Source organism: Xanthomonas sp. NCPPB 1132, from assembly GCF_056629235.1.
Map to the genome: position 1 here is coordinate 1354794 of NZ_CM152819.1, position 20096 is coordinate 1374889.

Here is a 20096-nt window from a genome sequence, read left to right on the forward strand (position 1 = left end):
TCGGATGAGGAAAGGGACGCCCCTACGACCACGCAATCGGCGCGATACGCGTCGGCGATGGGATCAACCGCGCTTGCGCGGCTTGCTGCGCGGCGTCGCAGGCTTGCCGGCAGTGCTGCCGGATTTCTGCGGCGTCGCCAGTGCGCCCGCCTCCTGCAGTTGCTGCAACCAGGACAGTGCATCGACGTAGGACAGGAAGTGCTGCAGGTAGCCGGGCGAGAGCGTGCGCATCAGCGCCACGGCGCGATGCACCAGCACGCCGGAGTTGAGCGGGCCGGCGTCGGCGGGTGCCGGTTGCAGGGACTGCCGCAATTGGCTGCGGCTGCGCAGCTCCGTCCACAGCCGGCGCGCGTCTTCGACCGCGGGCAACTGGGGCGCGGCAAGCCGCGCTGCGGCGCTTGCTGCAGGCGCGTGCGACGGCGCAGCGGCCTCTGCATCGGTTGCGCCGGTCGCCTTGGACGTCTCGGTGTCGGTCTCCACATGGGCGCCGACGGCGGTATCCTGAGCGCCGCGGGCGGTGGCCGCCGCAGTCGCAGGCCGGTACTGCGCCAGCAAGGCGCCGAGCGGGCCGGGTTGCGGCGCTCGCATCGCGGCGTCGGCCGCATCGCCAGCGTCCTGCGGCGCCGCGGCCAGCGCCGCGGCGTAAGCGTCGAGCAACGCGGACAGCTTCTGCTCCAGCAGTTCCCGCGCCTTGCCCTGCTGCGCCTCGGTGCGGCGCGCCAGCGCTTCGAGGAAACGGAAGCGCAGCGGATCCAGCCGCTCGGCATGCTGTGCACGCAAGGCGGCGAGGCGGTCGGCAGCCGGGATCCGATCAGGGTGCATGCGGTGTCGCGGCGCTCTTGCGCATGCGCGGCAGCGGCGCCATTTCCACGCGGCGGTTGCTGGCGCGTCCGGCCTCGTCCACGTTCGGCGCCACCGGCTGCTGCGCGCCGAAGGCGGCGGCGAAGACTGCATCGGCGGGGACGCCTGCCTCGATCAGGGCACGGGTCACGGTCAACGCGCGTTCGGCCGACAGTTCCCAGTTGTCGGCGAACTGGCGGTTGCTTTCGCGCACCTGGCGATCGTCGGTGAAGCCGCTGACCATCAGGATCTCGTCGCGCGCCTTGAGGTAGCCGGCCAGCGGCGCGGCCAGGCTCTTCAGCAGGTCGCGGCCCTCCGGCTGCAACTGATCGGAGTTCAGTGCGAACAGCACGTTGCCGCGGATGCCGATGCGGCCGTCGACCAGGGTCACTCGGCCGGCCGCCAGCGGCGCGGCCAGCGCCTGTTCCAGGGTCTTGCGCTGCTGCGCTTCAAGCTGGCGCTGACGCATTTCCGCATCCAGCTTGTTCGACAGCTGCAGCTGCACGCCGATCACCCCGATCAGGATCAGCACGAAGGCGCCGAGCAGCACCGACATCAGGTCGCCGAACACCGCCCAGACCGGCGCGCCGCTGTCGGCCTCGAGTTCCAGCTCGTCGCTCATGCCGCGTCGGCCTGGTCGGGCGCCTGGCGCGTGGCGAGCTGACGCAATTCCTCGGTGATCTGCTGCTGCGAGAGCATGCTCAGGTCGATCACTTCGCGCGCCTGCGCCACGTAGTAGGCCAACTGTTCATCGCTGCGCGCCAACGACTTGTCCAGGGCCTGCTCGATGCCCTGCAGGCGCTCCAGCAGGGCCATGTTGGATTCGCCGAAGGCCTGTACTGCGCCGGAGAACGCATCGCCCAGGCTGGCCACCTCGGTGGCGCCGGCGACGACCTGCGCGGCGGCGTCGCCGAGTTTGCCGGTCTCGGCCTCGATCCGGTCGGTGAAGCGGCTGCCGACGCGCTCCAGCAGATCTGCCGAAGTCGCGACCAGGGCGTCCACCGCGCTGCGCTGCTCGGTGGACGCGTGGTTGACCGCTTCCAGCAAGGTCTGCAGCGTGGCCAGCAGGCGGTTGCGCTCGTCGAGCATGGCGGTGTCGCGGACCATGCTGTCGGAGAGTTTCTGGCGCAGTTCCGCGACCACGTCGGCCGCGGCCTTCGGCGCTTCCGAGGCGACCTGCACCAGCCGCTCGATCTCGGCGATGGTGTCGCGCGCCTGTGCCTGGCCCTGCTCGGACATCGCCGTCGCGGTCTCCTGCAGGGTGCTGCAGATCTCCTGCTGGCGCTGCGCGATGCGCTCGCCGTGCTGTTCCCATTGCGCGCCAAGTGTCGCAGCCATGCCGGCGAAGCTGTCGGTCCAGGCCTGCAGGCGCGTCTGGTCGCGCGCTTCCAGCGCGTCCTGCAGGTCGGCGTGCGCCTTCTGCAGCGTCTCGGCCAGCGCGGCGGCGCGTTGCTCCAGGCTGGCGGAGGCGGCGTCCAGCGCCTGCGCGTTGTGTGCGGCCAACGCCGCGTTGATCTCGCGTTGCTGCGCCAGCGCCGCGCTCCAGGCCTGCTGCGCGGCCTCGACAGTGGCATCCAGGCGGGTGGTCACGGTCTCCAGCGCCTGTGCATGGCGCGTGGCGAGCGTGTCGTTGACGTCGCGTTGCTGCGCCAGCGCCGCGTTCCAGCCCTGTTGTGCGGCCTCGGCGGTGGCGTCCAGGCGTGTCGCCACGGTGTCCAGTGCCTGCGCATGACGCGCGGCGAGCGCGTCGTTGACCTCGCGCTGCTGCGCCAGCGCTGCGCTCCAGGCCTGCTGTGTCGCCTCGGCGGTGGCATCCAGGCGGCTCGCTACCGTGTCCAGTGCCTGCGCATGGCGCGCGGTGAGGTTGTCGTTGACCTCGCGTTGTTGCGTCAGGGCTTCGCTCCAGGCCTGCCTGGCGTCGTCGCTGGCGCCCTGCAGGCGTGCCGCGGTCGCCTCCACCAGCGTGGTGGCACGTTGCTCCAGGCCGTCGCCGGCGCGTTGCAGCGCGCTGCCGAGTTCCTGCAGCAGCGCGCCATTGACGCGTTGCTGCTCGGCCAGCGCGCTGTCCCAGCGCTGCGTTGCCTGTTCGGCGGCCTGGGCGAAGCCATTGGTCAGGCCGTCCAGCTGCCGCTGCACCGCCTGGCCGACACTGTCCTGCAGCGCGGCGGTCTCGCGTGCCACGCCGTCGAGGGTGCGTTGCACCACCGGCTCCAGCGCATCGCCGAAGGCACGCGCATGCGCGGCCACGCCGGCCTGCAGGGCGTGTTCGACCGCGCCGGCCAGGCGCGTGTAGGCGGCCTCGGTGCGGCTGTGGAAGGCGTCCTGGCTGCTGGCCAGGCGTTCGCCGCTGACCGCACTGTGCTGTTCCAGCGCCGCCATCATCGTCTGCATGCGCTCGATCAGGCCGGGCATCAGCATGGCCTGAGCCTGCAGCAGCTTGAACGCCTCGTTGCGCTGGTAGGCCAGTGAATGCATGCGCAGCGCGGTGGCCGCATGCAGGTCCAGGTGCTGCACCGCCTGCAGGCGCTCGCGCCGGCACAGCGCGGCCAGCAGGCCGAGCATCGCCGAGGCGGCCACGCCGGCGATGGAGGTGCCGAAGGCGAAGCCCAGGCCCTTCAGCGGCGCCGCCAGCGAGGCGCGGATGGCATTCAGATCGGTTGCGCTGTCCAGTGCCAGGCCGGTGCCGCGCAGCGTCGCCATCATGCCCAGGAAGGTGCCGAGCATGCCCAGCAGCACCAGCAGGCCGACCAGGTACGGGGTCAGCGCCGGCACCGGCAGGGCCGCGCGCTCGCCTTCGATGCGCAGGCGCACCGCGTTGCGCAGGCTCGGGTGCAGCCGTTGCAGCCAGCCGCCCAGGTCGTCGCGCGCGGACTCGGCCTCGCTCAGCGCGGTCTGCAATGTCGCCGTGGCCTGACGGTAGCGGTACAGCTCGGCGATGCCGGCCAGATAGCAGAGGCCGATCAGCGCGGCGAAGCTGGCGCCCAGCGGGTTGGAGCCGAGATAGCCGACGCCGATCCAGCAGACCACGGCGAGGCCGGCAAGGAACAGGACGGAATGGAGCAGGGTCTTGGGCATGAGGGTCGAATCAACGGCTGCGAAGCGCGGCGAGCAGCGCTTCGATGGGATGGAAGCGGACGTCCAGTTCGGCGCGCAACACGCTGTGCAGGTCCTGGCGGAACAGGTCCAGCCAGGCCGTGTCGGCAGGCGCCGGCGGAACGTCGGTGAGGGATGGATTGGGGGCGTGCGCCGCGGCGGCGCGCAGGCGCTGGAAATGCGCTTCCAGCAGGTTGGGCACCGTCGCCAGCAGTGTCTGCTCGCGCGGGCTGAGGGTCAGTTCCATCACCGCATCGACCTCGGCCAGCCGCGCCATCTCCGGCGAGAGCGGAACCAGGGCATCGCGCAGCAGGCCGCGCAGTCGCCCGGTCGCGGTGAGCATCGTCCGCTGCAGCGCCAGGTAGCGCTGGCGGAACGGCGCGTAGTCGATCGGTGCGTCGGGGTCGTGCTGGCGCTTGCCCACGGGCTTGCCGGTTTCCTTGGCGATGTCCAGGGCGATGCTCTCTTCCAGCGCGGCGCGCACGCGGCCGCATTCGGCCTCCAGCGCCGATGGTTCCGGCGCCTCGGGCGCGTCCTCGGCAGGCTCGGACAGTTTGCCGTCCAGCGCCCGCGACACCGCCACCGCGCGGTTCCAGTCGATCCATTGGCCGAGCCGGTCGGCCAGCGCGGGGCTGGACGCGGGCATCGGCGCATCGCTCAGGCGCGCCAGCAGGCGAATGAAGGCCGGGCCCGGGACGGGCGCCCGTGGAAGGGCTTTCGCCATGTGAGTGGTCAAAAACCCGCAATTTTACACGCGAATGACATCGGCTGTCCGGAGACGGCCGATGCCGGGCCAGGAGCAAGCGCAAGCGGACTCAATAAGCCTGGCGTTTCGCGCGGATGCGCTGCCTCATTTGCACTGAGACTTGTTCATCTTGATCTCTTTCAGATCGGCCGAGGTGTACAGCGCCGCGGGGCGATTCGGGTCGTTCTGCATGCTCTGGTAAAGATTGGCCAGCGCCTGCAAGTGGCCGTTTTCGCCACTGCCGAAACTCTGCTGCGCCGATGCCCCGGCGCCATACAGCCCATTGCACAGCAGGGCTTTCCTGAAGATCTTCAGCACTTCCACGCGTGCATAGTAGGTCTGCAGGCGCTGCGCCGCGTCTTGCGGCTGGTGGTTGATCTTCGCGTAGTTGCTGTTGCAACGCGGGCCGAGGTCTGTCGGATAGGCGGCGGCGATGCCTGCGCAACTGGCGACGGTGGCAGGCGGAGCGGCCAGCGCAGCAAAGGGCAGCAGTGTCGACAGCACGAGCAGGAGAACGCAGAGCGATGGGCGCATGTTCATAAACGGGAATCCTTGGTCGCAATGGGATGGATGGTCGGCTTGCGCGCCATGCAGACATGGTCGGCGCGCAGCCAATGTCGCTGCGCGCTGGCATGTGCGTGATCGGGAAATGTCCCTAGATGCCCCGGCCTTCAGACCGAGGAAGCGCGATGCAGCTTGCGGAGGATTGCCTCGCCCCTCGATGCTTCGGCGCCAGGAGTGGCCTCTGAGGGCGGGTCGCGGCGCTGATGCATCCTGCCCAATGCCTTGCGTGCTGTTTGCACGCAAGGCCTCCGACGCGGCGCGCCGGAGGCACAGGGGGCGTCAGTAGGTGTAGCTCAGCGTCAGCATGTACACGCGCCCGGTTTCCACGTAGGCGCCGTCGGCACCGGGGTCGTAGGCCATGTAGCGGGTGGACTTGCCCTGGGTCTCGTAGAACGTGGCCGAATTGAGCAGGTTCTTGGCGGCGATGCCGACGTCGATGCCGTGCGGCAGGTGGTAGGTGGCGGTGAAGTCCAGCGACTTGACCGGCTGCAGGTAGTAGTTGAGCCGGTCGCTGGTCAGGCCGAGCAGTTGCAGGCCGGTGTAGTTGTAGCTCAGGTCGGCGCGCAGGCGACTGTCGTCGTAGAACAGGTCCAGGTTGTAGATGCGCTCGGGCGCACGCGGCAGCCAGGTCTTTTCGGGCTGGTCGGTGCGCTTGCTGTCGGCGGAACTGTGCTGCAGGGTCAGGTTGGCGGCGATGCCGAGGTTGCCCCAGAACCCGGGCAGGTCCTGCAGGCGCTTGCTGCCGGCCAGCTCCACGCCGTACAGCTTGGCGGTGCCGCCGTTCTGCGGCATGGTCACCGGTACGCCGTCCTCGAAGGTGGTGCCGGTCGGGACCAGACCGCCCAGCGTGTTGTCGTTGCTGGTCGCCGACTGCGAGGTGTAGATGAAGCCGGTGATGCGCTTGTAGTAGGTCGAGGCGCTGAGCACGCCGCCGTTGTGGTCGTAGAACTCCGCGGACAGGTCGGCGTTGTCGGCCTTGCTCGGCTGCAGGTCGGGATTGGGTTTGGAGATGCCGATGACCTTCTGGGTGGGGTCGACCGTGTACACGGTTTCGCCCGAAATCAGCCCGAACACCGGGCGGCTGAAGCTGCGCCGCAGCGAGGCGCGGTAGACGGTCAGCTCGTCCGGCCGATAGTTGAGGCTGATGCCCGGCAACACCTCGCCGTAGCTGCGGCCGCTGCCGACGAAGCGGCCATTGATGCCATCGCCGTTCGATTGCCACGCGTCGGCGGAATAACGGGTCAGTTCGTAGCGTACGCCGGGCAGGATGGTCACCGCGCCGACATGCAGCGTGGCCATCGCGTAGCCGGCGTAGATCGCCTCGGTGCTGGAGGTGGTGTTGGCGTTGTAGTCGTTGGCGGTATAGACGCCGGCGCCATTGGGATCGTTGACGTACTTGTACGGCACCGCCTGTGCGCGCACCCAGTCGCGGTCCAGGATCTTGAACGGGCCGGCGTAGTGGCCATCGAAGGCGGCATAGGTGAGGCGACCGGGGAGCGCGCTCAGCGGCGGGCCACCGGCGTTGGGGAACACGTAGTTGCTGCCGCCGAAATACGGGCCGTTGTAGACGAAGTTGCCGTCCTTGTGGAAGAACGGGTGATCGTAGGAACCGCGATCGGCGTGGTCGAGCGACAGGCCGGTCTTGACCTCGTCCAGCAGGTCGCCGTCCACGCGGTAGCTGATGTCGGCATGCGCGCTGGCGCGGTTGTCGTGGCTGCCGGCATCGTGGCCCTGGGTCTTCCAGAACAGCGCCGAATCCAGGCTGTAGAAGAAGTTCTTCAGGGCCGGCGAACTGGGCCCGATGCTGGGATAGGTGGGATCGCTCAGGTCGAACGCGAAGCTGCCCGGGGTGAAGCCGTACAGGCTCGCCGCGACGTAGTCCGGGCGGCTACGGGTGCCGCGGCCGAAGGAGCTGCCGTAGTCGAAGCGCAGGCGATCCAGCGTGGTCTGCCCGCCCAACTGCAGCGTGGCCAGGGTTTCCTTGATGTCGTGGGTGTTGAAGTAGCCGCCACGCACTGCGGTCGGCTGGTTGTTGACGGTTTCCAGGCGTGCGCTGGACTGGTCCTGCTGGCCGGTGACGTTGTAGCTGCCGTAGATGGCGCGGGCGAAGAGGGAGGTGTGGTCGCCCTGCCAGTCGAAGGCGAGGTTGCCGCCGTAGCGCTCGATCTGGCTGGTGTAGACGCTGTACTTGTAGCGGGCGCTGAGCAGCGGGCCCACATCGCGCAGGTCCACCGCCTTGGCCTGCGCCGGGTCCGCCGGGAAATACGCGCTGTTGGGCGCCGGCGCCTGCGCCATGTTGTTGTTCTTGCCGTAGTAGGCCGAGGCATAGACGCCGAACGCGTGGTCGTCGCCGAACTTCCAGGCCAGTTCCTGTTGCACCGTGCCGCCGGTGTGCTTGCCGCCGAGGTCGGAAGCGAGCGCGTTGAACTGGCCTTGCGCGGTGGTCTTGCCGTAGAAGTCGCCATCGAAGTCGAACGCGCTGGGCGTGCGCATGTCGATCGCGCCGCCGATCGCGTCGCCCGGCAGGTCGGGGGTCGGCGACTTGGAGACCTTGACCGACTGGATGCCGAACGGCGCCAGCATGTTCAGCGAGATCGCGCGCGTGGACGAATCGGTCTCGGGCATGCCGAAGCCGTTGAGGCGGTAGCTGTTGTAGCTGGCGTCCAGGCCGCGGATGCTGACGTAGGCGTTCTCGCCGGTGGTGGCCTGGCCCAGGTGCATGTCGCTGTAGGCCGACAGCCCGGGCAGGTGCGCGACCACGTCGGCGATGCCGGCGGAGGGAATCGCGTCGATCTGCTGCTTGCTCATCACGCTGTTGACGCCGTTGGACAGGCGCTGTTCGTCCAGTGAACCCGGCACGGTGGCTTGAGCGGCCTGCACGTTGACCGAGTCCAGGGTGGTGGTGCGCGCGCTGGCATCAGCGGGATCGTTGGCGTCGCTGGCGTGCGCGGCCGGCGAGAGCGCAAGCGCGAGGGCGATGGCACAGCACAAGGGGCGGGGGCGATGGAACGGGAGCATGGGGGTGGCTCGTTGGGGGAAACAGCGGTTGCGATCCGAGGTCCAGGCGCGTCGATGCCGGCGCGCGGATCGCCAAGGCCTTCCATTGCGGCGTCTGGGGGGTGGCCGCGACCCGGCGCGGCCGTGGGCGATCAGTGGCGCAGGTCGACGCCTTGGCAGTCGGCGTGCGGACGTTGCGGATTGCAGCGGGCGACGGCGTCGCCGGGAAAGCGCACCACGTAGCCGGAGGTGGCCGGTTCGTGATCGGGGAAGTCGGTGCTGAGCAGTTGCGCGCCGCTGGCGAGCATGGCGTCGCGTCGCACGGTGTCGTTGCGCTTGGCTTCCTTCAGGTCGGCATCGGTGCGTGTGCGCACCAGGTAGCCTGCCTTCACCAATTGCGCGATGTCCTCGGCGCTGCCGTCGTTGCGCTCGACGAAGGCGGCATCGTCGGTGCCGGGGTCGGCGTTGGTGAAGCACACGCGGCCGCGCAAGGAAGGATGGCCGGCCAGGTAAGCCGGGCCGACCGAACGCTGGTCGAGCAGGAACACCACCTTGCCGCGCGCCGCGGAGAGCGCAGGCCAGCCATGCGCGAGCACGGCGGCATTGAGCGTCGGCGCAGTGCCACGCACCTGGTCGGGGCCGATGTAGTCGTTGGCGGCGAACACCGAGCGCAGTTCCGCATCCAGTGCATCCAGCGCCTTGCCGTCGAACGGTTCCGGTTGCACCGTGGGAAACGCCGCAGGCACGGTCGACTGCTTGGTTTCCAGCAGGATGAAGATCGGTAGATGCCCGGGATGCCGCTGCGACCACGCGCGCACCTCGCGCAGGCAGGCCAGCAGCGGTTGGCAGGTGCTGCGTTGATCGAGGTCCTGGATGTGCATGACCTTGAAGCCCGGTCGCTGCATCACCCCCGGCGCGGCGATCGGCGGGGCCGGCGGCAGCCCGGCCTTGGCGAGTTGCTCGATCATCGCCGGGTGCGCGTAGCGCCCGCCCTTGGCGTCGGCGTAGATGTCCAGTTCGATCTGACGCACGCCGTCGTCCAGTTGCTGCGTCAGCGGCGGGTGCCGGTAATCCAGCACCGCGAACGTCGCCGGGTCCAGGCGTTTCCATAGTGCCGCTTCGCTGGGTGCGAAGCCGGCGTGGTAGCTGTTGTGGCTGCCGATGTACTGCAGGTCGTTGAGTCTGGGGTCGGCGAACAGCGCCGACGGCAGCAGCGCCAGCATCGCCAGCAGCACGCGCAGCGTGGTGCGATGGGAGAGCGACGACGACATCGGGGCAGAACGGTGGGAAGGCATCGTGGCCACGTTTGGTAACGATATCCCGAGAGCATCGCCAGCGGAGTTGACGTGTTTCCTGCCAGCGTGTTGCCGAATCGTGTCAGCGCCCTTCATGTGCGGCGACCGTGCGACACGTCGCTTTCGCGCGCGACCGCGGTCACTGTCTCGCGTCGCGTCGCGTCGCGTCCGCGATCGGCGCGCCTCTGCGCGCTGTCGCGTCAGGCCCGTGCGCGTGTCACTGCGGCGTGCGCGTGCGCTGCAGGGCGAACGCCAGCAACGCCGCCTCCAGGCGCTCGCCGACGCTGCGTGGTGCGTCCAGGCCCATGCGCTGCATGCAGGCGGCATCCGCGGCAGGACGCGCCAGCACCGCGCTGGCCACGGTCTTCAGCTTGGCGCCGGTGCTGGCGGTGTGTCGCTGCAGCCAGGCCAGGGCGCGTAGCAGGCGCTGCTCGACCTCGGTGAAATCGCTGCCCAACGGATAGTCGGGCAGGGTGCCGTCGCGGCGGAACGGCGCCAGTGCGTCGCGCACCCGCGCGCCGTGGTTGCGCTGCCAGTGCGCCGGCGCGGCGAAGCCGGTGGCCAGCTTGCCGTTGGCCTTCGCCGTTTCCAGCAACCCTGGCTGCGCCTGCACATCGGTAATGCCGGCCATCGCCGCGATGCAATCCTCGTCTGTGAGGCCGCGCAGGTCGGCGATGCCGTACTCGTTGACGTAGAGGTCGCGCAGGTGCCGCGGAATGGTGGTGTGGCCGTAGTTCCAGCGCACGTTGGACTGCGCCGCGCTGCCGTCGCTGCGCACGGCACGGAACATCAGCACGCTGCGTGCGTCGTCCAGCGCGTGCGCCATGGACACGAAGTTGTACTGGCCGCCGACGCCGGACACCACGCGGCCGTCGTCCAGCGCATCGGACACCGCCGCGCCGAGCGCGGTGGCCATCATGCAGGAGTTGAAGAAGCGCGCCTCGCGCCGCTGCAGCCGGCGCAGCGTCTCGCCGCCATAGAGCTGGTTGATCTCGCTGATGCGGCGCATGCCGATCGCCGCGCGCGCCTGCGGGTCCATGTCGCGCAGCCAGGCGTAGAACTCCGGCGAACCCAGGTAGAACGCGCCTTGCAGGTATTCGCCCTCGCGCTCCAGGCGCTGCAGGTCCTGCGCATCGGCAGTGCCGTCGGCCACGCGCTGCAGCAGCGGCGCGTCGTCGAGCACCTTGCGCCGGATCACCCCGCACTGGACCAGTTGCCGGAAGCCTTCGTTGAGCATCTCGCTGCAGCCGAACAGGCCGACCGCGAACGGCTCCAGGCCGCCGCATTCGCGCACCGCCGGATGCCGCTCCAGTTCCGGATCCAGCGCCGCCAGCACCTGCCGGTAGCGCGCGTTGTCGGTATGCCGCAGCACCAGCGCGTGGCATAGCGCATCGGCCAGGGTGCCGATGCCGATCTGCAGGGTGCCGCCGTCGCGCACCAGGGTGCTGGCGTACAGGCCGATGGCGTAATCGGCGTCGGCGACCGGCTGCCGCGGCAGCCCGAACAGGCGCGGATACGGCCCTGGCGGCGTCACCACCACGTCGAAGAAGCTCGGCTCCACCGCCGCGCAGCCGCCGATCCACGGCAACTGCGGATCGACTTCGGCCACCAGCAGCGGCCGCGGCAGACCGCGCCGCTGCACCGCGGCCAGGGTGTCCTGGGTGATGTCGTTGTTGCACGAGAACGACAGCCGGGTGCCGTCGGGTTCGCGCGCCACCTTCTGCACGATCAGGTTCGGCGCGCGCTGCGCCACCGCGTCGGCGGCATGGGTGTAGTTGAGGCTGGTGTAGCTGCGCTGCGCCTGGGTCGAGCGCAGCAGCGCGCCGGACTGCATGTAGAACTCTTCGACCTGGATGTGCGCCGGCAGCGCATCGCGCTGCATCGCCTGCACATAGCGCAGGCGCGGGAAGTCCTCGCCGAAATGGCGCTGCACGAACGGGCGCGCGAAACGTCCCTGCATTCCGCCACCGGGCGCCGGCGGATTGAGCGACAGCGCGGTGTAGATCTGCAGCGGCCGCGTCGGATCGTGTTCGATGCGCTCGTACAGCGCGTTGAGCAGGCGATGCGGTTTGCCCAGGCCCAGCGGTGCGCCCACGCGCAGCGGGCCGGCGATGCGCTGCAGGATCAGGTCGGCAGCGGCGTCGAGGTCGTCGAGGTGATCGGTCATCGGCATAGCTTAGAGGGTGTGCCGGCGATTGCGTCGATCGTGGTGCGCGCGCGATGTGCGCGGTGCCGCGGCACACGCGACGGCCGGCGACGACCTCCGGCCATCAGGGCATGCCGATCGCCAGGGCATCGACCGCTGCGCAAAAAACGCTTGACATGCATTTTGTTTACGCGCGTAATCAATGAAAATTTACGGACGTAAACGCAATGTCGATCAGCGACGCGGAAGCCGTGGTCATGGAGGTGCTGTGGGAGCGGCACCCGCTCAGCGCCGAGGAGGTGTTCGCCGCCTTGTCCGGCCACAGCGGCTGGGCCGAACCCACGGTCAAGACCCTGCTCAACCGCTTGCTCAACAAGGGCGCGATCCGCGCCGACAAACAAGGCCGCCGCTATCTGTACACGCCCCTGCTGCAGCGCGCGCAGTGGGTGCAGCAACAGAGCGAAGGCCTGCTCGACCGCCTGTTCGGCGGCCGTATCGCGCCGCTGGTGGCGCACTTCAGCGAGCGCGGCAAGCTCAGCGATGCCGATATCGCCGAACTCAAACGACTGATCCAGGAGCTGGACGATGAGCATTGACGGGATCGTGAGGGACCTCGGGAGTACCGCGCTGGTCGTCAGCGTGGCCATCGCGGCGGTGCTGGCGTTGCGCGTGCCGATGCGGCGCGCGTTCGGCGCCAGCATCGCCTACGCGCTATGGATCGCGGTGCCGTTGGCGCTGCTGGCGGCACTGTTGCCCAGCGGCTGGCGTCCAGCGTTGCCGGCGGGCTTGGCGCTGGACATGCCGGCGGTGCTGGTCGGCGTGCCACGGGCGCAGATGTCGGTAGGCGACGGCGTGTCGGCGAGCGGGCATGCCGCGGTCTGGTTGCTGTCGTTGTGGCTGGCTGGTGCGCTGGCCTCAGCGGCTGTGCTGTGGCGGCAGCAGCGCCGCTACCGACGCAGCCTGGGCCGCTTGCGCCCGGGCAAGGACGGCGTGCTGGTCGCCGAGCATGCGCTGCATGGGCCGCTGGTGCTGGGTGCATGGCGGCCGCAGGTGGTGGTGCCGATGGACTTCGCCGCGCGCTATCCGCCGCCGCAGGCGCAACTGGTGCTGGCGCACGAACGCATGCACATCGCCCGCGGCGACACCCGCAGCAATCTGTTGCTCGCCGTGCTGCGCTGCGTGTACTGGTTCAATCCGCTGCTGCACTGGGCCGCCACGCGCTTCCGCCTGGATCAGGAACTGGCCTGCGATGCCGCGGTGCTGGTCCGCCATCCCGGCACGCGCCGGCACTACGCCGAGGCGATGCTGCAGACCCAGTTGGACGCGCTGGCCTTGCCGGTGGGGTGCCATTGGCAGGCAGGCAGCGTCCTGTGCCAGCGCATTGCCTTGCTGCGGCGCCCGGCGGTGCGCGGTTGGCGGCGTCGTCTGGGCCTGGCGGCGGTGACGCTGGCCGCGTTGAGCGGGAGTGCGGTGGTCTTGGCGCTGCCAACCGCTGCGCCGGTCGGCGGGATGGCGCGCGACTTGGTGGCGAGCGAGATGGAGATTGCGCCGGCGCCCGCGCCGCAGCGCGGATCCGCCAACGCGCGGGCGACGCGGCCAGCCAAGATGATCGACCTGACCCCGCCGAAGTATCCAGAGGAGGCAGTGCGTGCTGGCATCTCAGGGAAGGTGATGCTGCTGGTCGAACTTGACGCACGCGGGAGGCCGAGCGATGTGCGCGTGCTCGACCATGGCAGCGGTAGTGCGGTATTGGATGCGGCGGCGGTGTCCGCTGCCTGGAAGTGGCGCTTCTCTCCGGCGACCGAACACGGCCGGCCGGTGCCCAGCCGCATGAAGATACCGGTGGCGTTCGACGTGGAAATGGATCCCGTGACGGCACCGGCGGGCGTGGCCGAGGCTGCGGACTACCGTTGGTACCGCCTGGGCGAAGGCGCCGGCGATGCGGTGGCGAGCCTGTGCGACAAGACGTTCGCGGGCATCGGCGGCGCCGCGCCGCTGTGCGGCATGGCGCGGACCGTGCGATGAGTGCGCACGGGCGGGCCGGCATGCTGCTGGCGCTGGTCCTTTCCGGCTGCGCCAGCCACGTGCCGAAAGACGCGCCGCAACCGACCCAGCGCATCGACTCGGTGGATCAGCGCATGCTGGAAACAGGATTCGGCGCGGCGCCCGGTGCGGCGGCGGTGCAGTCGTATCGGATGCAGCCGCAGGAAGTGTTCCGCATGCCGCAGCCGCTGCAGGCGCCGACGCCGCAGTTGCCGGCCGCGTCGCCGCGCCGCACGCTGGCCCCGACCACGGTCTGCGTGCGGGTGATCCTGTCCGCACAAGGCACGGTGGAGCGCAGCGCCCTGTTGAACGATCGCCCGGACTGCAGCGCGGGCGCGCAGCAGGAGATGGCCGATCTGTTGCAGGCGGTGCAGGACGCGGTCGCGCAGTGGCGCTTCGTGCCGGCGGCGATCTGCACCTATGCCGATCCGGCGCAGCGGCCGGCGCAGGACGGTCGCTGCGACGATGCGCAGTCGGTGCAGGAGGTGCCGGTGACGCTGGCCTACGCGTTCACCTTCGAGGTCCGGCAGGGCAAGGCCAGCGTGCAGTCGGGACGCGTCGGCGGCGCGCGCTGAGCGCGGCGACCGGCGCATCCGGCATCCGTCGCCTTCCGCCTCGGCCTACAGCATCTCCGGCTTGAACAGGCGCCGCCGCGAGATCTCGGGGCCGGACAGCATGAAGCGGCCGTCGCCCCGGTAGTGCAGGGTGCGCGGCCGCTTGGGCGAGGCGGCGACGTGCGCCTTGACCACCTCCCATACGAACAGGCCGTGTTTGTCGATCTGGCTGCCGTCGTGCAGGCGGCACTCGAAGCTGGCGTAGCACTCGGCGATCAGCGGCGCTGCCACGTGCGTGGCGGGCACCGCGCTGAGGCCGAAGTGCGCGAACTTGTCCAGGTCCGCACCGCTGGTATTGCCGATGCCGACCACGGTGTCGACCAGGTCGGCGGTGGGCAGGTTGATCACGCATTGCCTGCTGCGCCGGAGCAGCGCGAAGCTGTGGTTGGCGCTGGAAATGCAGCAGGCCAGCAGCGAGGGCGAGAACTCCAGCACCATGTGCCAGCCGAGCGTCATCACGTCGCGCTGCTGCTTCCACGCCGAACTGACCAGCACCACCGGGCCTGGCTCGAGGAAGCGGCGCACGTCCTGCGTGGGGAAGTCGAGCTTGCGGTAGCGGCGCATGCAAAGTTTGTCGTGCGGGACCTTCAGTCTCCCCAGCCACGGTGAACGCGATGTCGGCGTCAGTCCAGCCGATGCACCGCATCGGCGATGCGCGCCACTTCCTCGGCCTGGTGGCTGACGTAGAGCATCGGCAGGCGCACTTCGTCGCGCACGCGCTGCAGGTAGGGGATCAATTCGCTGCGGCGGTCCGCGTCCAGCGCCGACAACGGTTCGTCGAACAGCAGCAGCGCCGGTTGCGACAGCAGCGCACGGCCGATCGCCACGCGCTGCGCTTCGCCGCCGGACAGCGTGTCCGGGCGCCGTTCCAGCAGCGCGCCGATGCCGAGCAGTTCGACCACCGCGTCCAGTGCGAAGCGCGCCGGCTGGCCGCGGCCGTGGCGGCCGTAGCCGAGGTTGCGGCGCACGTCCATGTGCGGGAACAGGCGCGCGTCCTGGAATACGTAGCCGATGCCGCGGCGATGCGCCGGCAGGTCGATGCGGGCCGCGCTGTCGTACAGCACCCGGCCATCGATGGCGATGCGCCCGCTGCGCGGCGGCAGCACCCCGGCGATGGCGTTGAGCAGGCTGGTCTTGCCCGCACCGGACGGACCGACCAGGGCGACCACGCGCGCCTGTTCCTCGATGCGCACGTGGCGGGCGAAACGGCCGCGCTGCAACTGCAGGTCGATGCTCAGCATCGGTGCAGGCTCCGGGTGCATGCGCGGCTCACGCATCCGCCTCCGCGCCGCGCTGGCGCCGGACCAGCCATTCGGAGGCCAGCAAGGCGCCCAGCGAGATCGCCAGCGCCACCGCCGCCAGCCGCCAGATGCCGGCCTCGGCGCCGGGCACCTGCAGCAGGCTGTAGATCGCCGAGGCCAGGGTCTGGGTCTGTCCGGGGATATTGGAGACGAAGGTGATGGTGGCGCCGAACTCGCCCAGCGCCTTGGCGAAGCCGAGCACGCCGCCGGCCACCACGCCGGGCCATGCCAGGGGCAGGGTGATGGTGAAGAACACCCGCCATGGGCCGGCGCCCAGCGTGGCGGCCGCCGCTTCCAGGCGAAGGTCGGTGGACTCCACTGCCAGGCGGATCGCCCGCACCATCAGCGGAAAGCCCATCACCGCGCTGGCCAGCGCCGCGCCGGTCCAGCGGAACGCGAACTGCACGCCGAGATGTTCGAACAGCCAGCCGCCGATCGGGCCCTGCAGGCCGAACAGCTGCAGCAGCGCGTAGCCGGTGACGATCGGCGGCATCACCAGCGGCAGGTGCAGCAGCGCGTCCAGCAAGGATTTGCCGAAGAAGCGGCGCCGCGCCAGCAGCCAGCCGCAGGCCACCGCGAACGGTAGGCTGGCCAGCGCCGCGACCAGCGCGACCTTGACGCTCAGCGCGATCGCGGTCAGTTCCTGCGCGGTGAAGTCGAACAACGCCAGGCCTCAGCGGGCGAGCGAGAAGCCATGGCGACGGAAGATCGCCTGCGCCGGTGGGGTGCCCAGCCAGCGCACGAACTCGGCAGCGCTCTTCGCCTGCGCGCTCGCCCGCAGCGGGGCCACCGGATACACGATCGGCGCGTGGCTGTCGGCCGGGAAGGTCGCCACCACCCGCACCTTCGGTTCGGCCTGCGCATCGGATCCGTAGACGATGCCCAGCGGTGTCTCGCCGCGCGCCACCAGCATCAGCGCGCTGCGCACGCTCTCGCTTTCGGCCAGGCGCGGCTGCACGGCGTCCCACTGACCCAGCGCCTGCAGCGCGGCGCGCGCGTACTTGCCGGCCGGCACGCTGGTGGTCTGGCCGACCGCCAGGCGCCCCTGCGCGCCGAGCGCGGCGAGCAGCGCGCCCGGTGTGCGCAGGTCGACCTGCGCCTTGCTGGCGGCCGGCGCCACCAGTACCAGCGTGTTGCCGAGCAGGTCGCGGCGCAGTGCCGGATCGATCAACTTGCGCTGCTGCAGGTAGTCCATCCATTCCTGGTCGGCGGAGACGAACACGTCCGCCGGCGCGCCCTGTTCCACCTGCCGGGCCAGCGTGGAGCTGGCGGCGTAGGACACCTGCACGGGGGTGCCGCTGGCGCGCTGGTAGGCGCTGGCGGCCTCGTCCAGCGATTCCTTGAGGCTGGCGGCGGCGAACACGGTCAGCGGCGTCTGCGCCGAGACCGGCGCGATCGCGGTGGCGACGATCAAGGTGCACAGGCACAGCAGGCGGCGCAGCAGTCGGGTCATGGGTCACTCCAGCGGGGGCAGGTAGGCGAGGCGGCAGTGCGCGGCGGCGCGGGAGTACGGTCGCGCAGCGCTGTCGCAACTCCGCATCCTAGCGCGCCGGCGGCGCGCTGCCTGCTCACGCCGGCGGCGGCGCCAGGTCGTCGGTGCGGCCGGCCTGGATGTTGGCGCGCACCGACGGCTGCATCAGCCGCGGCTCGGCCAGCGTCGCATCGCGCGCCTGGCGCAAGGCCACGAAGGCCGCTTCGTCGATGCCGTCGCGCACGTGGATGTTGCTGCGGCGCTGTTCGCCGATGCTGGTCTGGCAGGCCACCGCGCGGCCGCCTGCGCCATAGTCGTGGCACACGAACACGCGCGTCGCCTCCGGCAGCGCGTACAGCCGCTGGATCGAACGGTACAGCGTGGCCGCGTCGCCGCCGGGGAAATCGCAGCGCGCGGTGCCGCTGTCGGGCATGAACAGCGAATCGCCCGGGAACAGCGCATCGCCGATCAGGTAGGCGACGCTGTCGCCGGTGTGGCCTGGCACGGCGATCACCTGCGCCTGCACACTGCCGATCGCGAAGCGCTCGCCATCGGCGAACAGGTGATCGAAGCCGCAGCGCGCCTGTGCATCGGCGTCCAGGCCGAACTGCGGCGCGAAACGGGCACGCACCTCGCGGATGCCGTCGCCGATCGCCAGCGTCGCCTGTGGCCATCGCTGCTTGAACCATTGCGCGGCGGAGACATGATCGGCGTGCGCGTGGGTCTCGAGGATCCAGCGCAGGTGCAGTCCGCGCGCGTCCAGACACGCGGCCAGCGCCTGCGCCGGCGCGTCGTCCAGTGCGCCGGTCTGCGGGTCGTAGCCCACCACCGGGTCGATCACCGCGGCGTCGTGGCCATCCTCGACCACGTAGCTCCAGGTGCCGGAACCGGCATGGTGGAAGGCGTGGACGTGCGGATGCTGGCTCATCGATCGCTCCTGGTGGCGGCAGGTGGCGCGGCGCTGCAGTAGATGCCGTGCAACACCTCGAGGATGCGCTGCACCGGGCCGGGCACCAGCGAATAATAGATGGTCTGGCCCTCGCGGCGGGTCTGCACCAGTCCATCCTCGCGCAGCAGCGCCAGGTGTTGCGACAGCGCCGACTGGCTCAGCTCCACGCGCGCGTTGAGCTCGCCGACCGATTGCTCGTGGTCCACCAGCAGGCACAGCAGCAGCAGCCGCTTCTCGTTGCCGAGCGCCTTCAGCAGGCGCGCCGCCTCGCTGGCGTGCGCGCGCATCGCGGTAGGGTCCAGGGCGGTTGCGGCGCGGCGCGGCATGGGCTCAGAAATCGACCGGGCCACCGGCGGCGGTCCAGCCCAGGAAGCCGCCGGTCAGCGAGCGCACCGCGGTGTAGCCCAGGTGCTGCAGGCTCAGCGCCGCCAGCGTGGAGCGGCCACCGCTGGCGCAGTACAGCAGGATCGGCTGGTCGCGTCGGGCCAGCGCCGGATCGGCATCGAGGCGGAATTCGAGGATGCCGCGCGGGATGTTGATCGCGTTGGGCAGGTGGCCCATGGCGAACTCGCCGGGTTCGCGCACGTCGATGATCCATTCGCCGGGCAGTGGCGTGGCGGCGGCATCGGTGTGGACAGGGGTTTCGTGGATCTGCGCGCGTGCGCGGTCGACCAGGGCTTGGGCGGAGGAGGCGGGCATTGGGGGTGCTCGGCGGGAAAGTACGTCCATCATATCAGTTGACTCTAATATAAGAAAATTCTAATTTATCTCGCGGCCAGCCTCGGGCGGCCGCGCATGGCTGGCCGCGGCGGGGTGCCCACCGACGGCGCGGATGCGCCCTTTCTTCTGGAGTTCGAGCATGCGTGTGCTTCGTTGGCCGGTCCGGGGTGTCTGGCGCGCCGGACGGCGGCGCGGGAGGCTTGCGCCTGCCGCTGCGCCGGCCCGCGGCAGCGGTCGTGCGCCCCTGGCGGGCGCGCTCGCGGCGCTGGCGATGCTGGCGCTCGCCGGCTGTGGCCATGACGCCGCCACGGTCGCGCCGCCGCCGCCGTTGCCGGCGCTGGCGACCGCGCCTGTGGAGCCCGCGGCGATGGCGTCGCGCTCCTGGGACGGCGTCGTGACCGCGGTGGCGTACGCCGATCTGAGCGCGCAGACCGGCGGGCGCGTGCGCAGCGTCGCGGTGGACGTGGGCGACCGGGTCGCCGCCGGCCAGGTGCTGCTGCAACTCAGCGCAGTGGAACAGCGCGCCGGCGTGGCCGGTGCGCGGGCGCAAGTGCGTGCCGCGACGGCCAGCGCCGACGAGGCCGAGGCCAGCTATCGCCGTTATGCGTCGCTGGCCGGGGCGCAATACGTGTCGCGCGCGCAACTGGACCAGGCCCGCGCCACCCGCGATGCGGCGAACGCCGCACGCGCTGCAGCCGTCGCGCAACTGGCGCAGGCGCAGCAGCCGGCCGACTACACCGTGGTGCGCGCGCCGTTCGCGGGCGTCATCAGCGCGCGCCAGGTGCAGCCGGGCGAGGCGGTGGCGGCCGGGCAGGCCTTGCTGTCGCTGTACGTGCCCGGCGCGCAGCGCATCGAGGTGCAGGTGCCGCAGTCCGATGCCGACGCCATCCGTGCCGTGCCGCGCGCGCAGGTGCGGCTGGACGATGGGCGCAGCCTGCAGATTCCGCAGGTGACGGTGTTCCCCACCGCCGATCCGCGCAGCCACAGCGTGACGGTGCGGGTACCGTTGCCGGCGCTGCAGCCGGCTCCGGCGCCCGGCACCACGGCCAAGGTCGGTTTTCCGCTGGCTGCCGGCGATGCCGCGGAGGCGGCGCCGTTGCGCATTCCACTGTCGGCGCTGCTGCAGCGGGGCGAACTCAGCGCGGCCTATGTGCTGGCCGACGGCCGGCTCAGCCTGCGGCAGCTGCGGATCGGGCAGCGCGATGCGCAGCGGGTGGAAGTGCTGGCCGGGTTGCGCGCGGGCGAGCGGGTGGCGCGCGATCCGGTCGCTGCCGGACAGGCGCTGGCCGCGCAGCGGCGCGCGCTGGCGGAGCGTTGA

The 20096-nt window shown here is 70.4% G+C and carries 19 protein-coding genes; 4 read left to right on the plus strand and 15 right to left on the minus strand.

Going from position 1 to position 20096, the window contains the following annotated elements:
- Window positions 1-63 precede the first annotated feature (63 nt).
- From AC1G9L_RS05860 to AC1G9L_RS05895, 8 genes are all read right to left on the minus strand, one after another.
- On the minus strand, window positions 64-822 hold the full coding sequence (locus AC1G9L_RS05860) for a DUF2894 domain-containing protein (protein ID WP_481070464.1): 759 nt from the start codon (window positions 820-822) through the stop codon (window positions 64-66).
- A complete protein-coding gene (locus AC1G9L_RS05865) occupies window positions 812-1462 on the minus strand; it encodes an OmpA family protein (protein ID WP_019799007.1) in 651 nt (216 codons plus the stop codon). The genes AC1G9L_RS05860 and AC1G9L_RS05865 overlap by 11 nt, the downstream gene beginning before the upstream one ends.
- Window positions 1459-3915 (minus strand): DUF802 domain-containing protein, encoded by a 2457-nt coding sequence (locus AC1G9L_RS05870; protein WP_019799006.1) that lies wholly within the window; start codon window positions 3913-3915, stop codon window positions 1459-1461. Before AC1G9L_RS05870 ends, AC1G9L_RS05865 begins: the two co-directional genes overlap by 4 nt.
- A gap of 10 nt (window positions 3916-3925) precedes the next feature.
- Complete coding sequence (locus tag AC1G9L_RS05875) at window positions 3926-4657, minus strand: DUF3348 family protein (protein ID WP_019799005.1); 732 nt, start codon at window positions 4655-4657, stop codon at window positions 3926-3928.
- A 126-nt stretch (window positions 4658-4783) separates the two neighbouring features.
- Window positions 4784-5218 carry a hypothetical protein gene (locus AC1G9L_RS05880; protein ID WP_019799004.1) on the minus strand — a complete coding sequence of 145 codons (435 nt, stop codon included), beginning with the start codon at window positions 5216-5218 and terminating at the stop codon, window positions 4784-4786.
- 303 nt (window positions 5219-5521) lie between these two features.
- Complete coding sequence (locus AC1G9L_RS05885) at window positions 5522-8260, minus strand: TonB-dependent receptor (RefSeq protein ID WP_481070465.1); 2739 nt, start codon at window positions 8258-8260, stop codon at window positions 5522-5524.
- A gap of 131 nt (window positions 8261-8391) precedes the next feature.
- On the minus strand, window positions 8392-9510 hold the full coding sequence (locus AC1G9L_RS05890; protein ID WP_019799002.1) for a Ca2+-dependent phosphoinositide-specific phospholipase C: 1119 nt from the start codon (window positions 9508-9510) through the stop codon (window positions 8392-8394).
- Between the two features lie 241 nt (window positions 9511-9751).
- Complete coding sequence (locus AC1G9L_RS05895; protein ID WP_481070466.1) at window positions 9752-11707, minus strand: acetyl-CoA hydrolase/transferase C-terminal domain-containing protein; 1956 nt, start codon at window positions 11705-11707, stop codon at window positions 9752-9754.
- Between the two features lie 200 nt (window positions 11708-11907).
- Here AC1G9L_RS05895 and AC1G9L_RS05900 point away from each other — a divergent pair, with 200 nt between their 5' ends.
- From AC1G9L_RS05900 to AC1G9L_RS05910, 3 genes are read left to right on the plus strand one after another with little or no spacing between them, the layout of a single operon-like run.
- A complete protein-coding gene (locus AC1G9L_RS05900; RefSeq protein WP_019800238.1) occupies window positions 11908-12276 on the plus strand; it encodes a BlaI/MecI/CopY family transcriptional regulator in 369 nt (122 codons plus the stop codon).
- Window positions 12266-13705 (plus strand): TonB family protein, encoded by a 1440-nt coding sequence (locus tag AC1G9L_RS05905; RefSeq protein WP_481070467.1) that lies wholly within the window; start codon window positions 12266-12268, stop codon window positions 13703-13705. The genes AC1G9L_RS05900 and AC1G9L_RS05905 overlap by 11 nt, the downstream gene beginning before the upstream one ends.
- Entirely contained in the window at window positions 13702-14298 is a 597-nt protein-coding gene (locus AC1G9L_RS05910) for a hypothetical protein (protein ID WP_019800236.1), read from the plus strand. Before AC1G9L_RS05905 ends, AC1G9L_RS05910 begins: the two co-directional genes overlap by 4 nt.
- Before the next feature lie 45 nt (window positions 14299-14343).
- Here the strand turns inward: AC1G9L_RS05910 and AC1G9L_RS05915 are convergent, their stop codons facing one another.
- The 7 genes from AC1G9L_RS05915 to AC1G9L_RS05945 all read right to left on the minus strand — a co-directional run bounded on the left by AC1G9L_RS05915 (window position 14344) and on the right by AC1G9L_RS05945 (window position 18757).
- Window positions 14344-14901 carry a flavin reductase gene (locus tag AC1G9L_RS05915; protein ID WP_019800235.1) on the minus strand — a complete coding sequence of 186 codons (558 nt, stop codon included), beginning with the start codon at window positions 14899-14901 and terminating at the stop codon, window positions 14344-14346.
- A 59-nt stretch (window positions 14902-14960) separates the two neighbouring features.
- Window positions 14961-15578: an ATP-binding cassette domain-containing protein gene (locus AC1G9L_RS05920; protein WP_019800234.1), complete on the minus strand. Its 618-nt coding sequence runs from the start codon at window positions 15576-15578 to the stop codon at window positions 14961-14963.
- 28 nt (window positions 15579-15606) lie between these two features.
- Window positions 15607-16302, minus strand: a complete 696-nt coding sequence (gene modB, locus AC1G9L_RS05925; protein WP_019800233.1) for a molybdate ABC transporter permease subunit — start codon at window positions 16300-16302, stop codon at window positions 15607-15609.
- A gap of 9 nt (window positions 16303-16311) precedes the next feature.
- Entirely contained in the window at window positions 16312-17091 is a 780-nt protein-coding gene (gene modA, locus AC1G9L_RS05930) for a molybdate ABC transporter substrate-binding protein (protein WP_481070468.1), read from the minus strand.
- Window positions 17092-17206: 115 nt separating this feature from the next.
- On the minus strand, window positions 17207-18037 hold the full coding sequence (locus AC1G9L_RS05935; RefSeq protein ID WP_019800084.1) for an MBL fold metallo-hydrolase: 831 nt from the start codon (window positions 18035-18037) through the stop codon (window positions 17207-17209).
- Window positions 18034-18384 (minus strand): metalloregulator ArsR/SmtB family transcription factor, encoded by a 351-nt coding sequence (locus tag AC1G9L_RS05940; protein ID WP_019800083.1) that lies wholly within the window; start codon window positions 18382-18384, stop codon window positions 18034-18036. The genes AC1G9L_RS05935 and AC1G9L_RS05940 overlap by 4 nt, the downstream gene beginning before the upstream one ends.
- A gap of 4 nt (window positions 18385-18388) precedes the next feature.
- Complete coding sequence (locus AC1G9L_RS05945; RefSeq protein ID WP_019800082.1) at window positions 18389-18757, minus strand: rhodanese-like domain-containing protein; 369 nt, start codon at window positions 18755-18757, stop codon at window positions 18389-18391.
- 292 nt (window positions 18758-19049) lie between these two features.
- Between AC1G9L_RS05945 and AC1G9L_RS05950 the strand changes: the two genes are divergently transcribed.
- Complete coding sequence (locus AC1G9L_RS05950; protein WP_481070469.1) at window positions 19050-20096, plus strand: efflux RND transporter periplasmic adaptor subunit; 1047 nt, start codon at window positions 19050-19052, stop codon at window positions 20094-20096.

What these genes read in the sequence shown, in the direction of transcription:
- AC1G9L_RS05945 (WP_019800082.1), bottom strand. Translation starts at nt 18,757, where the DNA reads ATGCCCGCCTCCTCCGCCCAAGCCCTGGTCGACCGCGCACGCGCGCAG.
- AC1G9L_RS05900 (WP_019800238.1), top strand. Translation starts at nt 11,908, where the DNA reads ATGTCGATCAGCGACGCGGAAGCCGTGGTCATGGAGGTGCTGTGGGAG.
- AC1G9L_RS05890 (WP_019799002.1), bottom strand. Translation starts at nt 9,510, where the DNA reads ATGTCGTCGTCGCTCTCCCATCGCACCACGCTGCGCGTGCTGCTGGCG.
- AC1G9L_RS05950 (WP_481070469.1), top strand. Translation starts at nt 19,050, where the DNA reads ATGCTGGCGCTCGCCGGCTGTGGCCATGACGCCGCCACGGTCGCGCCG.
- AC1G9L_RS05885 (WP_481070465.1), bottom strand. Translation starts at nt 8,260, where the DNA reads ATGCTCCCGTTCCATCGCCCCCGCCCCTTGTGCTGTGCCATCGCCCTC.
- AC1G9L_RS05865 (WP_019799007.1), bottom strand. Translation starts at nt 1,462, where the DNA reads ATGAGCGACGAGCTGGAACTCGAGGCCGACAGCGGCGCGCCGGTCTGG.
- AC1G9L_RS05875 (WP_019799005.1), bottom strand. Translation starts at nt 4,657, where the DNA reads ATGGCGAAAGCCCTTCCACGGGCGCCCGTCCCGGGCCCGGCCTTCATT.
- AC1G9L_RS05880 (WP_019799004.1), bottom strand. Translation starts at nt 5,218, where the DNA reads ATGAACATGCGCCCATCGCTCTGCGTTCTCCTGCTCGTGCTGTCGACA.
- AC1G9L_RS05860 (WP_481070464.1), bottom strand. Translation starts at nt 822, where the DNA reads ATGCACCCTGATCGGATCCCGGCTGCCGACCGCCTCGCCGCCTTGCGT.
- modA (WP_481070468.1), bottom strand. Translation starts at nt 17,091, where the DNA reads ATGACCCGACTGCTGCGCCGCCTGCTGTGCCTGTGCACCTTGATCGTC.
- AC1G9L_RS05915 (WP_019800235.1), bottom strand. Translation starts at nt 14,901, where the DNA reads ATGCGCCGCTACCGCAAGCTCGACTTCCCCACGCAGGACGTGCGCCGC.
- AC1G9L_RS05940 (WP_019800083.1), bottom strand. Translation starts at nt 18,384, where the DNA reads ATGCCGCGCCGCGCCGCAACCGCCCTGGACCCTACCGCGATGCGCGCG.
- AC1G9L_RS05935 (WP_019800084.1), bottom strand. Translation starts at nt 18,037, where the DNA reads ATGAGCCAGCATCCGCACGTCCACGCCTTCCACCATGCCGGTTCCGGC.
- AC1G9L_RS05870 (WP_019799006.1), bottom strand. Translation starts at nt 3,915, where the DNA reads ATGCCCAAGACCCTGCTCCATTCCGTCCTGTTCCTTGCCGGCCTCGCC.
- AC1G9L_RS05920 (WP_019800234.1), bottom strand. Translation starts at nt 15,578, where the DNA reads ATGCTGAGCATCGACCTGCAGTTGCAGCGCGGCCGTTTCGCCCGCCAC.
- AC1G9L_RS05905 (WP_481070467.1), top strand. Translation starts at nt 12,266, where the DNA reads ATGAGCATTGACGGGATCGTGAGGGACCTCGGGAGTACCGCGCTGGTC.
- AC1G9L_RS05895 (WP_481070466.1), bottom strand. Translation starts at nt 11,707, where the DNA reads ATGCCGATGACCGATCACCTCGACGACCTCGACGCCGCTGCCGACCTG.
- AC1G9L_RS05910 (WP_019800236.1), top strand. Translation starts at nt 13,702, where the DNA reads ATGAGTGCGCACGGGCGGGCCGGCATGCTGCTGGCGCTGGTCCTTTCC.